Raw genomic sequence first — 14,302 nt, 5'->3', positions numbered from 1 at the left:
GAGCATATGTCATATTTTCCGAATATTTATTCAATAAATACAAATGATCGTGCGCTTGTTGTTAGGTGAAATCCATGTTAGCTATCTACCAAGGAAACTCACATGTATGTATCTGAGAATCCGTCTCATTTTACATTGTGTAACATAAACAGGCCCATACTCAAAACACACTGTATAATGTAATCCCCGCCCAAAGCGATATAGTATTATCTAACAAGCAAAACCTGTTACGTTCGTGTATATAAACCTCCCATTCAGCCTTGGTGTGTAATGAAAATAACTTCCCACAAAGGAGAATGCCCATGTCCTCCGCACCCTCAGTCACAGTCCCCGAAGCTTGCCATATTGATGTAGATCATGTGTCCGTTGTTTTTGGCACAGGTACACAACAAGTCACTGCCTTGTCGGATGTTACATTCCAGATCCAGTCCAATGAGTTTGTCTCCCTGCTGGGCCCTTCCGGTTGTGGCAAGTCAACCTTGCTCCGGCTGGTGGGTGATCTACTTCAGCCCACCTCAGGCACTGTTCGCATTGCAGGTCAGGAGCCGGAACGGGCCCGGCTACAGCGGCAGTTCGGCATTGTATTTCAGACACCAGCCTTGTTCGATTGGCGCACCGTTCGTCACAATGTGGAATTGCCCTTGGAGCTGCTCGGTACCCGCCGAAAGGAGTGCCGCCGCATTAGCGGTGAACTGCTTGAAATGGTAGGGCTATCCCGTTTCGCCGACCATTATCCATGGCAGCTCAGTGGTGGGATGCAGCAACGTGTATCCATAGCACGTGCCCTTGCACTTGATCCGCCATTGCTGCTCATGGATGAACCCTTTTCCGCCTTGGACGAATTCACCAAAGAAAAACTTCAATTGGAGCTGCTTGAGATCAAACGCTCAACAGGCAAGACCTTCCTCTTTGTCACACACAGCATCCCTGAAGCCGTATTTCTGTCCGACCGGATCATCGTACTCTCGGCGCATCCGGGGCAGGTGCATTCCACTCATTCTGTTAATCTGCCTTCTGAACGCCATAGTGAACTGAGAGAAACGGAAGCTTTCTACCACATGATCACAACCATTCGCAATTGCTTCTACGAGGAGCGTGATGAATCTCATGTCCCTGAGGTTCTTTAAACCGGGATATCGATCCTGGGTCGTCATCTGGATTATGGCCGTATTGGTGCTGTGGGAAGGAATTGCCTGGATGCTCCGACTGTTCCTGTCACCTCAGCAGGCGGCGTCTCGTCTTCCGTATCTGCACGATGTCCTTGCAGCCTTGTTTCGTTACTCGGGTACGCTGGCAGAGCAGGGGGCTGTCACGTTTGGCAATGCAGCCATTGGTTTCGCAGGGGGAACGTTGCTGGGTCTGAGTTTGGCGCTGCTCATGAGCGCGGCTGTCTGGCTGGAGCGCACTTTATCGCCATATGTTGTCTCCTCACAGATGGTTCCGGTTATTGGTCTCGCACCAATCGTGTACGGCATCATCCACAACGCGGAGTGGGCGCGGATTGTTATGGCCGCGTATGTCACTTTCTTCCCGATCATCATCCATACGTTAAAAGGATTGAAAAGTGCAGCACCAGAGCACATGGAGCTGATGCGTTCCTGTGGAGCTTCACTGACCGCACGATATATCAAATGTCTGCTGCCCTCAGCACTGCCGGGACTATTTTCCGGGTTGAAAATAGCTGCTCCGCTCGCGGTGACCTCCTCCATCGTTGTGGAATTGATGGGGGCTCCCGACGGACTCGGCGTCCTGATGGTCAGTTCGTTATATTACGGTCATGCCCAAGTTGGCATGTTCTGGGCTACCATCATGCTTAGCATTGGCATTGGCCTGATCTCGTATCTGCTCATCAGTCTGGCTGAACGTTGGCTGACCCCCTGGCAGCCTGAATTCAGGGCCAAAGGAGGCGATGCCACATGAGTGAAGGTAGAGTTTTGCAACGGAAGCGTGATGAAGGTGTGGCAATTGCTGCTGTGACTGGCGCGGCTACGCCCCTCACGGGTTCACAGATGACAAATGCTCCCGGATCGGAAATTCATGGACAACAGGGACAAGCCGAAAAGGCCAGATTGGGCACCAGCGTTCGCGGGCGATCGATTGCACTGAGCATGCTTCCTTGGGGTGCCGGGGTGATGTTTCTCGCCCTCTGGCAGCTCAGGTTGTTTCATTGGATGTTCTCGCTGGAGAGCTACCAATTGCCTGTGCCTTCCGCGATTGCGGCATCCATTCAGGAAAATGCCAATATGCTCTTTCGTTATGCGATGTACAGCGGAACCGAAATGCTAGGAGGTTTCTTGCTCGGCTCACTGCTCGGCGCTCTGGCAGCGGCAGGTGCATCGTTCTTCCCAACAAGCGGCAGGGCGGCGGTTACGGTTCTGTCTGCACTGAACGCTGTTCCGATCGTGGCTCTTGCCCCAATTATGAACAATTGGTTTGGTGACGGGATCTGGTCCCGTATTGCTGTCGTTACGGTGATTACGATGGCAGCGATGGCTGTCAGCCTGTTCAAAGGGCTGACTTCCATTCAGCCGCAGTACGGTGATCTGCTGAGTGGCCTTGCCGCGAGCAGGATGCAGTTTTTTTGGAAGCTGAGACTGCCCCATGCCCTGCCTTCCCTCTTTGCCGGTCTGAAGATCAATATGTCGACCAGTATTATTGGGGCCATTGTGGGTGAATTTTTCATTGCGTCCCAGGGGCTGGGGTACTTGCTCTCGGATCAGATTCGACTGGCGAACATGCCCTTGGCCTGGTCCTGCATTGTCATCGCCGCCGTGCTCGGCATTGTGTTGTATGAAGCGGTTGTCCTGGCAGAAAAGCGACTCATTCCGTGGAATCGTGCACGCACAGATCACTAACGTACATCAAGGTACCAACCATACATCCATAAATCGTAATACCTAATAGAGGTTGTTCAAAAAGTCCACTTTTGATTACGAATCATGCCTAACAGCATACATCAGCATCGAATATGAAATTCAGCCGAAATGTCCGTTGCTCACGTAGTTTTCCTACGCTCCGCTACTCCATTTCTAGCTTCATTCCATCTTCTCGGTACTGAAAAGCAGACTTTTTGAACACGGACTGATGATAGAAAAATCGTATATAAACAGGGGGTTGTTCTGTACATGTACAAAACGTTGAAGCCGGGTTTGCTGGTATTGGTCCTGTTGGTTGTTACGATGCTGGGCGCATGTTCTGCGAAGTCCGAGCCGGCGGCTGAACCTGTTGCTGCAAGTTCAGGAGGGGCGGGAGAAGCAGATCAACCGTTAACCAAAGTGAAAATTCAACTCAAATGGGTGCCGCAGGCGCAGTTTGCCGGGATCTATGCAGCGAAGGAAAAAGGTTTTTTTGCAGATGAAGGCATTGATGCCGAGATTATTCCGGGTGGGCCGGATATCGTGATTGAGCAGCAGGTGGTCAATGGCGCGGCCGATGTGGGGATCACGGGTGTAGACAGTCTGCTGGTCAGCCGGGATAACGGTCTGCCGCTCGTCTCACTCGCCCAGATCTCACAGAAGAGCAGTTATCGCTTGATTGCCAAGAAGTCCCTAGGCATTACTGATCCGGCTCAGATGAAAGGCAAGAAGGTCAGTACCTGGTTTGGCAGTCAGCAGTTTCAGGTGCTCGCGTTTATGGAGAAGAACGGCCTGGATCCGAAGAAAGACATTGAACTGGTGAAGCAGGGGTTCACGATGGATCAGTTTTTCAATGATCAGGTAGATGTGGCGACGGCAACGATCTATAACGAATATCACGTGGTGCTGGAAAGTGGAATGAAAGAATCCGAGCTGGATGTATTTAATATTGAAGATGCCGGTGTTGGCATGCTGGAGGATACGCTGATTGCCAAGAAAGATTGGGTAGACAGCAACCGTGAGCTTGCGGTCAAAGTGACCCGTGCCATTTTGAAAGGCTGGAACTACGCCATAGATCAACAGGATGAGACGGTGGATATCGTGATGAGTAATGTGACGGATGGCAGCACCACCCGCGAACATCAGGTAACGATGCTGGAAGAGATTGCAAAGCTGATTCGACCGGAAGGTTTTACGGAGCAGCAAGTCGGCAGTTTTGTGGATGAGTCGTTCACCCGGACTGCGGATATTGCACTGAATTATGGCCTGATCAAAAAAGCCGCCAACCTGGATGAAGCGCTGGAGAAAAGCATCTATGAAGAAGCGGTGAAATAAGTGTGGACGAACATTTACACAAGAACGAAGAGTGCAGAACCAATCTGAAGAAGCGAAGCGTGCGCTAAAAGCTTTTTGAAAGAAAGCTGCATCGGAAGCATACGCTTATCCCCGGATTTTTCCTTAAGGAAAAATGAATCTAGAAAATCTGGGGATAACAGCGATCGGAAGATGGTACTGCAATCGGAGTGGGCGAGTGTAAAGTCTGTAGGTCCAGCTTAAAGAGAGGAGGATGACGAATGAGTTCTGTAGATCAGCAGCCTCAGCCGCTTGGCGGTACGAAGGAAGAATGGCTGGAGAAGGATCGCAAATACGTATGGCATCACATCTCGCCTCATAACGATCATCCAATGATTGCGGTAAGCGGGGAGGGCAGCTGGATCACTGATCAGGATGGTACGCGTTATCTGGATGCGATGTCCGGACTGTGGTGTGTGAATGTGGGGCATGGCCGTGAGGAGATTGCGAGAAGTGCCTATGAACAGATGAAAGCACTCGCTTATGTGCCGATGACGCAGAGTCACGAACCGGCAATTTTGCTGGCGGAGAAGCTGAATGACTGGCTAGAGGGGGAGTATCGAATATTTTTCTCCAACTCAGGTTCAGATGCGAATGAGGTGGCTTTCAAAATAGCCCGCCAGTACCACCATCAGAATGGTGAGCCTGCTCGTCACAAATTCATTTCCCGTCACCGTGCCTATCACGGTAACTCCATGGGAGCGCTGGGTGCCACCGGGCAAGCCGCCCGCAAGATCAAATACGAGCCGCTCGGCGTAGGATTCTCTCATGTTCCACCACCATATTGTTACCGCTGTCCGTTTGGACGAAGCAAGGATGGATGCGGGCTCGAATGTGCAACCATTTATGAAGAGGTGATTCGTTGGGAAGGTCCTGAGACGGTTGCCGCAGTGATTATGGAGCCAGTGATCACTGGGGGCGGCATGATTGTTCCACCACCGGATTATATGCGTACCGTGCAAGAGATCTGTCAGCGCTATGGCGTGCTGCTCATTGTAGATGAGGTAATCTGCGGTTTTGGCCGCTCGGGGCAGAAGTTTGGTCATCAGAACTATGGCGTACAGCCAGATATTGTGACGATGGCGAAAGGCATGACCAGCGCGTATTCACCGCTATCGGCAACGGCCGTGCGAGCTGATCTGTATGATACGTTCCGGGAGCCCGGACCGGATGCCCATTTTCGCCATGTGAATACCTTTGGTGGAAATCCCGTGTCCTGCCGGGTGGCACTGGCGAATCTGGATATTTTGGAACGAGAGAATTTGGTCAGCCGGGCGGAGGAATTGGGATACCTGCTTCGTGAGAAGCTGGAGCCACTGCTGGAACTGTCCATTGTGGGGGATATCCGTTCGTTCGGATTCGCTTGTGGCATTGAATTAATTGAAGCTGACGGTTCTCCTGCGGATGCAGACAAAGTGATGAAGGTGCTCGCCAGTTGTAAACGGGACGGCATTCTGATTGGCAAGAACGGAGATACCGTACCGGGGTTTGCAAACATTTTGACGATCTCCCCGCCGTTCGTCACCACCGAGGAAGAGTTGGATCTGATCGCTGGAAGTTTGCTCATTGCACTACGTAGTCTGGACGCAGGTTAGTTGCCATTGATGCTAACACAGAGGTACGACAGACGTTTACGTTTTAGCAAGCAAAATGGAGATTTTCATATCATTACGCGATAAATATGCGCAAGGAGGCGAGGGAGCATGCAGACCACGACGGGCAAAGTCATTAATCAGCTTCGCTTGAATGAGCGAATTGAGCAGTTGTCACGCATTGGTCGAATCGCAGAGACGGGTGTCTGTCGACTTGCCCTGACACGGGAAGATATGGACGGTATCATTCAGGTTCGTCTTTGGATGGAAAAGGCCGGTCTGACGACTCGACTTGATCCCTTTGGCAATCTGATTGGTCGTCTGGAAGGCGTGGATCAGGCGCTGCCAATCCTCATGATTGGTTCCCATATCGACTCTCAGCCGTATGGCGGTCGATATGATGGAGCGATTGGTGTGCTCGGCGCACTCGAAGCCGTGCAATGCCTGATCGAAAGTGGCATTCAGCCCTGTATGCCGATTGAGGTAATTGCCTTTTGCGATGAAGAGGGTTCCCGTTTTAACAAAGGCCTGTTCGGCTCACGTGGCATAACCGGTCAATTGGAAGAGGGCGAACTGGAGCGGCAGGATAAACATGGAGTAACCCGTCGGGAGGCGCTGGAGGCTTTTGGCTGTTCTCCTTCGGATTTTGAAGAAGCGATCTATCCGCCAGGTTCCATTGGTAGTTATCTGGAGCTGCACATTGAGCAGGGGCCGGTACTGGAAGCACTGAATGCTCCTGTGGGTCTGGTGACAGGCATCTCGGGTCCGCTATGGCTTACGGTGACGATGAAAGGCATGGCAGGTCATGCCGGTTCTGTTCCCATGGAGATGCGGCATGATGCTTTGGTAGGCAGCGCCAAAGTCATTGCGGCTTTTGACGATATGGTGAGAGAAGACCCGGAAGCTCCAACCGTAGGTACAGTGGGAAGTTTGAGCGTGTTTCCAGACTCACGGAACATCATTCCGGAGGAAGTCAGCTTCACGGTGGACTTGCGAGACATGGAGATGGAGCGCAGGAACCGGCTTGAAGCCCGATTGATGAACATTTTGGATGACGTGAGTTCCCGATATGGTCTAACTTACTCGCTGACAGAGGATACGAACAGTGAGCCGCGGTATTGTGCAGAGCCGATCATGTCGGTTATTCGTTCATCCGCGGAAGAGATCGGGGTTACTCTGCCAGAACTGATGAGTGGTCCGTTCCATGATGCGTTGGCCCTTTCGCTTGTGTGTGATTATGGCATGATCTTTGTTCGTAGCAAGGACGGCATCAGTCATCATCCCAGCGAATATTCCTCCCCGGAGGATATTGGACTCGGCACGGAAGTGTTGTATCGCACCATTCGGAGGATGTGCAGTGGAGTGAACCAACAAACCATTTTACCTGAGGAGGCGTTGTGACGTTATGGGCAAAATCAGCATCGGATTAATCCAGGCTTCTCATGAGATTGAAGGTTCGGCTCCCGTTGAGGTGCACAAAGAAGCTGCGGTTCATAAGCACATTGCGCTGGTCCGTGAAGCTGCTGCAAGAGGCGCCAAGATCATCGGGTTGCAGGAAGTATTCTATGGCCCGTACTTTTGCACAGAGCAGAATCCAAAATGGTATGCATCCGCTGAACCTGTGCCGGAAGGGCCAACGACCAGACGTTTTCAGGAGCTGGCGAAGGAGCTTGCAGTGGTAATTATTTTACCCGTGTACGAGGTGGAGGGCATTGCTTCGTATTACAATACGGCAGCCGTTATTGATGCGGATGGTTCATATCTGGGGAAATATCGCAAACATCATATCCCGCATGTGGAAGCGGGTGAGGGTACAAATGGGTTCTGGGAAAAGTATTATTTCAAACCAGGTAATCTCGGTTATCCGGTATTTGATACGGCCTACGCCAGAGTGGGTGTGTATATCTGTTATGACCGTCATTTTCCGGAAGGCGCACGATTGCTCGGGCTGGCGGGGGCAGAGATTGTATTCAATCCGTCCGCTACGGTTGCGGGTACATCGGAATATCTGTGGAAACTGGAACAGCCTGCTCACGCGGTAGCTAACGGTTATTATGTTGCAGCCATCAACCGGGTCGGCGTGGAAGCGCCATGGAATATGGGTGAATTTTATGGACAGTCGTACTTGGTGGACCCGCGAGGCAGAATGGTAGCGATCGGCAGTCGGGATCAGGATGAAGTCGTTATTGGTGAGATGGATACGGAGATGATTCGTGAGGTGCGTAATGTGTGGCAGTTCTACCGCGATCGCAGACCGGAAACGTACGAACATCTGGTAAGTCTGTAAAAGCAGCTGGAAGCTAGCCCGGATCAAACTTCAGGAGGTGCATGACATTGATGAACAGCTCAGGAACAACGTTATCCGATTATGGGTGGGAGAGTCGGTTTGTCGAGATGAAACCCGCCATGACAGGCAAGGAAGCGATGGAGGAGTCGAACCGCTGTCTGTACTGTTACGATGCACCTTGTATCAAGGCTTGTCCAACCGACATTAATATCCCTTCTTTTATTAGCAAAATATCAACAGGGCACCTGAAAGGATCGGCCCGCACCATCATGGATGCGAATCCGGTTGGAGCCAGCTGCGCACGCGTCTGCCCCACAGAGGAACTGTGTGAAGGCGCATGTGTGCTGAACGAATCGTCGAAGCCGATTCGGATCGGTGACTTGCAGCGATACGCCACAGACTGGGCGCGGGCGAAGAATGAGCCATTATTCCAGGCAGCGCCCGCCAATGGGAGAACCGTTGCTGTTGTGGGAGCGGGGCCAGCGGGCTTGTCAGCGGCACGTGAACTGGGGCGCGCAGGTTATGAGGTGACGATCTACGAAGCCAAACCCAAAGGCGGCGGGTTGAATACGTACGGCATTGTATCCTTCCGTTTGCCTGAATCGGTTGCGCTATGGGAAGTCGAGCAGGTGGAAGCGCTTGGTGTGCAGATCCGTTATGGGGTGCGCATCGGTGTAGATATCCCTGCTACGCAGCTGCTGGAGCAGCATGAAGCAGTCATTCTGGCATGTGGCATGGGTTCAGTACCTATGCTGGGCATTGAGGGGGAGACACTGGAAGGTGTCTATGATGCGATTGAACTGGTCGAGTCCACAAAGCAGGGGGTTCCGCCCGCGCTGAATGGTCTGAAGGTCGCCGTTATTGGCGCGGGCAATACGGCGGTAGATGCAGCGACCTGTTCGGTACGTCTTGGTGCCGAGCGGGTGCAGATGTTATATCGGCGCGGGGAAAGCCAGATGACGGCGTATGCGTTTGAATATACTTTTGCCAAGCAGGAGGGTGTGGAGTTCCGCTGGTTTACGATGCCGCAGCGTATCATTGGAGACGAGAATGGTCGGGTTCAAGCTGTGGAATGCGTGAAAATGGAGTTGATTACCCCGCCTGGCGGTGGGCGAGCGTTGCCCGTGCCTGTGGAGGGATCGGAGTTCATGATTGAATGTGATACGGTCATTCGGGCGATAGGACAGCATCGTTTATTACCATTAATTGAAGCGTTTGGGCTGCGTCACCACTGGGGTGTGGTCGAGATTGAGCCGCATACGTACCGTACCTCACACCCTCAGATCTATGCGGCAGGAGATGTTATTTTTGGTCAGGGTCAGGGTGAGGCGATGGTTGTCTCGGCTGCACAACAGGGTAAGCTGGCTGCCGCGGCAGTTATGAAGGCGTTGCCTGGACAGGTGGAAGAGACGGCGTGAGCAGGCGCTATACAATGCACGGGCAACAAACTGTACGTGTAAGTATCTTCCGTGCCGTAAGCGGCAGACTGCAAGTTCAAACAACACCAAGGAGGGATGGTTATGGCTGACTTATCCATTAATCTGGCAGGTATTCGATCACCCAATCCATTCTGGCTGGCTTCTGCACCACCAACCAATACCGGATATCAGGTTCAGCGTGCGTTCGAGGCGGGCTGGGGCGGTGCGGTGTGGAAGACGCTGGGAGAGCCAATTATCAATACATCCTCCCGTTTCGCGGCAGTCCATTTTGGCGGACAGCGGGTGGCGGGGTTTAATAATATTGAATTGATATCGGATCGTCCGCTGGAAGTGAATCTGCGGGAGATTGCCGAGACCAAGAAGCGCTTCCCGGATCGTGCGGTTGTCGCCTCACTGATGGTGGAGCCTACGCAGGAGAAGTGGCATGAGATTGTGAAAAAGGTGGAGGCCGTCGGTGTGGACGGTCTGGAGCTGAACTTTGGCTGCCCGCATGGTATGGCTGAACGCGGCATGGGAGCTGCCTCCGGTCAACAGCCTGACCTTGTGGAGCTACAGACGATGTGGGTTAAGGAAGTGGCGACCACACCGGTGATCGTGAAGCTCACGCCGAATATCACGGATATTACGGCAACTGCCCGGGCAGCTGTCCGCGGCGGCGCAGATGCCATCTCCCTGATCAACACGATTAACTCCCTTGCAGGTGTGGATCTGGATTCGTGGAATACCGTGCCCCATGTGGGTGGCAAAGGAGCGCATGGCGGATACTGTGGCCCAGCGGTGAAACCTATTGCACTGAACATGGTTGCCGAGTGTGCGCGTAATCCAGAGGTGGGTGTACCGATTTCGGGCATAGGTGGCATATCCGACTGGCGGGACACAGCAGAGTTTTTGCTCATGGGTGCTACAGGGGTCCAAGTATGTACCGCAGCGATGCATCACGGATTTCGCATTGTGGAGGACATGATTGATGGCTTGAACGATTATTTGGATGAAAAGGGTCTGAGCAGTGTAGCAGAACTGGTAGGTCAGACGGTTCCACGTTACTCGGATTGGGGCAATCTGGATCTGAACTACAAAGTGGTCGCCCGCATCAACCGCGATGTCTGCATCAACTGCAACAAATGCCATATTGCTTGTGAGGACACCTCGCATCAGTGTATTGATATGTTGACCGACCCGTCCGGCTCCTATCTGGAAGTGGTGGAAGAGGACTGTGTTGGCTGCAATCTGTGTTCGATCGTTTGCCCGGTGGATGGGGCGATTGAGATGGTTGAACTTTTGCCAGAGCAGGAAGCTGTAACCTGGAATGAACGTCAGTCTGCGATTGCGATGCTACAATCGGTTAGAGATCAATCAACCAAGGAGGCGATATCATGAGTACCCGCAAATTGATTCGTAATGGTGTGTTGGTCACAGCGTCAGATACCTTTGAAGCAGATATTTTGATCGAAAAGGGTAAAATCACACAGATTGGCATCGGACTGGTGCCTGACGAACGAACGGAAATTGTGGATGCAGCGGGGTGTTACGTCATTCCGGGCGGTATCGACCCGCATACACATCTGGATATGCCATTTGGTGGAACGGTAACGGCGGATGATTTTGCGACGGGAACGACAGCGGCAGCCTTTGGCGGCACAACAACGATCATTGATTTCTGCCTGACACAAAAAGGCCGCCCATTAATCGAATCCCTCCAGGAATGGCATGCCAAAGCCGAGGGTAAAGCCGCCATCGACTACGGTTTCCATCTCATGATCGGGGAGATGAATGATCAGGTGCTGGAAGAGTTACCGCAGATCATTGAAGAAGAAGGTGTGTCATCCTTCAAGGTTTTCATGGCATATAAAAACCAGTTTCAGGCCGATGACGGGATTCTCTTCCAGACGTTGCAAAAGGCAAAAGAGTACGGCGCACTTGTCATGGTTCATGCCGAGAACGGGGATGTCATTGACCTGCTGGTTCGACAGGCGCTCGCCGAAGGGCGTACGGAGCCGATTCATCATGCGCTGACTCGTCCATCCATGCTGGAGGGAGAAGCGACAGGGCGTGCGGCGCGTCTGGCTGCACTTGCGGATTCACAGCTGTATGTGGTGCACGTGACCTGTGCGGAAGCGGTGGAGCAGATCGCACGCATGCGTGAAATGGGCTACCGGATCTGGGGGGAGACCTGTCCGCAGTATTTGACGTTGGATCAGTCGATCATGGATCAGCCTGACTTCGAGGGTGCAAAGTATGTCTGGTCACCACCGCTCCGGGAAGCAGCTCATCAGGAAGTACTGTGGAATGCATTAAAAAGCGGTCAGTTGCAGACAATTGGCTCCGATCATTGCTCGTTTAATTTCAAAGGGCAGAAGGACCTGGGCAAGGATGATTTCAGCAAAATTCCGAACGGGGGGCCTGTCATCGAAGATCGCCTCAGCATTCTATATTCGGAAGGTGTAGTCAAGGGGCGGATCACGCTGAATCAGTGGGTCGATCTATGCTCGACAAGAGCGAGCAAGTTATTTGGGTTATTTCCGCAGAAAGGGACTTTGGCTGTAGGGACGGATGCGGATATCGTTATTTTTGACCCATCTGTTAACAGAGTGATCTCGGCAGATACGCATCATATGAATGTGGATTACAGTGCATTTGAAGGCATGCAGGTATTGGGGTGTCCGGTGACGGTGTTGTGCCGCGGGGAATATGTCATTCGAGATCGGCAGTATGCCGGAACAGCAGGGGCAGGCCAATATGTGAAGCGCAACAAGTATGATGCAGGTGCACCCATACCGATGAAACAGCCTGTGACGGCAGTGAATGGAGGGAGAAGCTGATGTCGGATCATGATGTGTTTGAAGCGGAGAGAATCGCCATAGAGCGAATGGTTGCACAGGGTTATCGGATCTATGCGGTACGGGAACATCTGGAGGGTGCTCACGTGATATGGGGGCACCCGGATCTTCCCGAAGAGAAACAAGAGCAATACGTGGGCACGGCGTCTGGGCGGAAGTGGTTCAGTCACATCCTGATTCGGCAGCTTCAGGAGCAGCGGGGAGCTTAGACAATGCCCAGCTCTTCAAGTGATTGGCCCATGAACATACTCATAGGCATAGAGTGCAAGTTCGATCGCTACCCGCTTCTCCGGGAGGATGTAGTCCTCCCCGAGCAAATTTTCGATTTTGTCCAAACGGTGATACAGCGTCTGTCTAACAATAAATAGAGCGGTGGCCGTCTCTTGCTTGGAGCAGCACAGGACCAGATATTGCTTGAGTGTGCGTAGCAGCTGACCTCCTTTCTCTACATCGTAACGGATGAGCGGCCCCAGATATTCTTCGATGAAATCATCCAGATTACCGCTCTGTTTCATACTGGCAATGATGCGGTAACAATGAAGGTTACTGTAAAAGGGCTGCTGCATCACACCAATGTCCTTCTGAATTCGCAGTGTCTCCTTTGCGGATTCCAGACTATCCTTGAGACGGGAGAGGTCCGCGCAGCTATGACCGATACCGAACAGGCCTGAGAAGAGGCAGTGGGTCTGTTCCTGCTCGTGCTGCTGCAGCTGTTCGATGCAGCGCCAGAGACTGCTTTTGCGCTGAGATCCAGATAGTGGGTCTAGAATGATGAGAATGATCTGGTGGTTCAGAACGGTACTGTAGAGGGTGAAGTTTTCCCGAGCAAAAACGGAACGGGCGACGATGTTGCGTTGGATCAATAATTTCTGAAGTTTGAGGCTGTCTGTGTATGCAGGGTTACTGTCGTATAAGATAATCGTGGCTTTGCTCGTTGCGAGATGGGGATTAACGGTAGATACATATTCATGGATTTCCTTCGTGGAGTGATGTCCGTTAAGCCAGTCAATGACCCACATATCTTCTTTGTAGCGACGTTTCTCTTCCATGTACTTGGTTCGCATCCAGTCCTGGGCAATCGCGGCCGCGCAACGTTCAAGTGCCTGAATGACGAATTCATCCGAGGGTTTGATCGGTATGCTTGAATCGTGCTCTGGCAATTTGTGATGCATGAGTACAAGATCGGCAAAGGTGTAGTCTAACGCCCGAACAGGCATGCTGAACGCATGCAATGTGTTATCCATGTATGCTTTTAACGCTGTAGTATCCTCTCCCTCCGAATGTCCTCGTTGCAAAAACCAATCCTGCCGACGAGTCTCCAGCTGCTCTGGAGGGCAATAGGGGACACTACTTGCTTCCCCTTCAAGTGGATATAACGCCACGGCATATCCGGTTGTACGTGACAATAATCGAAGCAGGGGTTGTACCCCGTCTCCATTCAGAAGAAGTTGGTTAAAGGAGGTGGTGAGACTGTCGAGTTCGGCAATCATCCGCTGATGACTGCGAATCAGGGTAAAATGCAGGTCTTGCGTAATATCAATATAACGGACTTGTTCACGGAACCAGATCAGCGGGAAATCTGCTGCGACTGCAATTTCTTTCATAGCCCCGAGCTGCGACTTGGTGTGATCCCCCAGTTCCATACAGAGTCCGGCAGCCCCACGTGCAATTAACTGACGCAGAAAAGACAGACCTTGCTGCTCACCTTCCTGCCAGCCAATGCCTGTCGTCAGCACCAATTCCCCGCCATTGAGTAAGTCGCCTACCTCAGGAACCTCCATGATATGAACCCAGCGAACATACCGCTCCAGTGCGCGTTCACTGGCAAGGACTTCTGCCTTGCGAAATACGGGACGTTTTAACATGTCTCTGACTTGAATATGAAGCATGGTCTCCCCCACACAACCACCGTCCTTCCGCAATACATGTGATCTATCTG

12 protein-coding genes are annotated in these 14,302 nt (G+C 52.2%); 11 read left to right on the top strand and 1 reads right to left on the bottom strand.

The genetic code is table 11. The features are described 5' to 3' along the window. Positions 1-302: 302 nt before the first annotated feature. The 11 genes from AC1S8V_RS27650 (at position 303) to AC1S8V_RS27600 (ending at position 12,572) form a co-directional block, all read left to right on the top strand. The gene (locus tag AC1S8V_RS27650; RefSeq protein WP_482071535.1) at positions 303-1,127 is read left to right on the top strand and encodes an ABC transporter ATP-binding protein; all 825 of its coding nucleotides are present in this window, start codon (positions 303-305) and stop codon (positions 1,125-1,127) included. Continuing rightward, positions 1,108-1,920: an ABC transporter permease gene (locus AC1S8V_RS27645; RefSeq protein ID WP_482071534.1), complete on the top strand. Its 813-nt coding sequence runs from the start codon at positions 1,108-1,110 to the stop codon at positions 1,918-1,920. Before AC1S8V_RS27650 ends, AC1S8V_RS27645 begins: the two co-directional genes overlap by 20 nt. Then, the gene (locus AC1S8V_RS27640) at positions 1,917-2,855 is read left to right on the top strand and encodes an ABC transporter permease (RefSeq protein ID WP_482071533.1); all 939 of its coding nucleotides are present in this window, start codon (positions 1,917-1,919) and stop codon (positions 2,853-2,855) included. The genes AC1S8V_RS27645 and AC1S8V_RS27640 overlap by 4 nt, the downstream gene beginning before the upstream one ends. Before the next feature lie 270 nt (positions 2,856-3,125). Then, the gene (locus tag AC1S8V_RS27635) at positions 3,126-4,190 is read left to right on the top strand and encodes an ABC transporter substrate-binding protein (RefSeq protein WP_482071532.1); all 1,065 of its coding nucleotides are present in this window, start codon (positions 3,126-3,128) and stop codon (positions 4,188-4,190) included. Positions 4,191-4,429: 239 nt separating this feature from the next. Next, positions 4,430-5,803, top strand: coding sequence for an aminotransferase (locus AC1S8V_RS27630; protein ID WP_482071531.1), 1,374 nt, complete (start codon positions 4,430-4,432; stop codon positions 5,801-5,803). 108 nt (positions 5,804-5,911) lie between these two features. Continuing rightward, positions 5,912-7,201 carry a M20 family metallo-hydrolase gene (locus tag AC1S8V_RS27625; RefSeq protein ID WP_482071530.1) on the top strand — a complete coding sequence of 430 codons (1,290 nt, stop codon included), beginning with the start codon at positions 5,912-5,914 and terminating at the stop codon, positions 7,199-7,201. A gap of 4 nt (positions 7,202-7,205) precedes the next feature. Beyond that, positions 7,206-8,087: a nitrilase-related carbon-nitrogen hydrolase gene (locus tag AC1S8V_RS27620; protein ID WP_482071529.1), complete on the top strand. Its 882-nt coding sequence runs from the start codon at positions 7,206-7,208 to the stop codon at positions 8,085-8,087. A gap of 50 nt (positions 8,088-8,137) precedes the next feature. Further along, entirely contained in the window at positions 8,138-9,505 is a 1,368-nt protein-coding gene (locus tag AC1S8V_RS27615) for an NAD(P)-dependent oxidoreductase (protein WP_482074596.1), read from the top strand. Between the two features lie 102 nt (positions 9,506-9,607). Further along, a complete protein-coding gene (preA, locus tag AC1S8V_RS27610) occupies positions 9,608-10,903 on the top strand; it encodes an NAD-dependent dihydropyrimidine dehydrogenase subunit PreA (RefSeq protein ID WP_482071528.1) in 1,296 nt (431 codons plus the stop codon). Beyond that, the gene (hydA, locus tag AC1S8V_RS27605) at positions 10,900-12,345 is read left to right on the top strand and encodes a dihydropyrimidinase (RefSeq protein ID WP_482071527.1); all 1,446 of its coding nucleotides are present in this window, start codon (positions 10,900-10,902) and stop codon (positions 12,343-12,345) included. The genes preA and hydA overlap by 4 nt, the downstream gene beginning before the upstream one ends. After that, positions 12,345-12,572 (top strand): hypothetical protein, encoded by a 228-nt coding sequence (locus AC1S8V_RS27600; RefSeq protein WP_062836929.1) that lies wholly within the window; start codon positions 12,345-12,347, stop codon positions 12,570-12,572. Before hydA ends, AC1S8V_RS27600 begins: the two co-directional genes overlap by 1 nt. Positions 12,573-12,587: 15 nt before the next feature. On the opposite strand, the gene AC1S8V_RS27595 is transcribed toward AC1S8V_RS27600, so the two are convergent. Further along, a complete protein-coding gene (locus tag AC1S8V_RS27595; protein ID WP_482071526.1) occupies positions 12,588-14,252 on the bottom strand; it encodes a PucR family transcriptional regulator in 1,665 nt (554 codons plus the stop codon). Positions 14,253-14,302 lie beyond the last annotated feature (50 nt).

Source organism: Paenibacillus sp. B46(2026) (assembly GCF_056786355.1).
The sequence above is the reverse complement of the archived record's forward strand: the minus strand, read 5'-3'. Positions and strand labels throughout refer to the sequence as shown.

Bases quoted from the DNA above. Each gene is read 5' to 3' on its own strand.
- hydA (WP_482071527.1), top strand. From the start codon at position 10,900: ATGAGTACCCGCAAATTGATTCGTAATGGTGTGTTGGTCACAGCGTCA.
- AC1S8V_RS27640 (WP_482071533.1), top strand. From the start codon at position 1,917: ATGAGTGAAGGTAGAGTTTTGCAACGGAAGCGTGATGAAGGTGTGGCA.
- AC1S8V_RS27595 (WP_482071526.1), bottom strand. From the start codon at position 14,252: ATGCTTCATATTCAAGTCAGAGACATGTTAAAACGTCCCGTATTTCGC.
- preA (WP_482071528.1), top strand. From the start codon at position 9,608: ATGGCTGACTTATCCATTAATCTGGCAGGTATTCGATCACCCAATCCA.
- AC1S8V_RS27620 (WP_482071529.1), top strand. From the start codon at position 7,206: ATGGGCAAAATCAGCATCGGATTAATCCAGGCTTCTCATGAGATTGAA.
- AC1S8V_RS27600 (WP_062836929.1), top strand. From the start codon at position 12,345: ATGTCGGATCATGATGTGTTTGAAGCGGAGAGAATCGCCATAGAGCGA.
- AC1S8V_RS27635 (WP_482071532.1), top strand. From the start codon at position 3,126: ATGTACAAAACGTTGAAGCCGGGTTTGCTGGTATTGGTCCTGTTGGTT.
- AC1S8V_RS27615 (WP_482074596.1), top strand. From the start codon at position 8,138: ATGAACAGCTCAGGAACAACGTTATCCGATTATGGGTGGGAGAGTCGG.
- AC1S8V_RS27625 (WP_482071530.1), top strand. From the start codon at position 5,912: ATGCAGACCACGACGGGCAAAGTCATTAATCAGCTTCGCTTGAATGAG.
- AC1S8V_RS27650 (WP_482071535.1), top strand. From the start codon at position 303: ATGTCCTCCGCACCCTCAGTCACAGTCCCCGAAGCTTGCCATATTGAT.
- AC1S8V_RS27645 (WP_482071534.1), top strand. From the start codon at position 1,108: ATGTCCCTGAGGTTCTTTAAACCGGGATATCGATCCTGGGTCGTCATC.
- AC1S8V_RS27630 (WP_482071531.1), top strand. From the start codon at position 4,430: ATGAGTTCTGTAGATCAGCAGCCTCAGCCGCTTGGCGGTACGAAGGAA.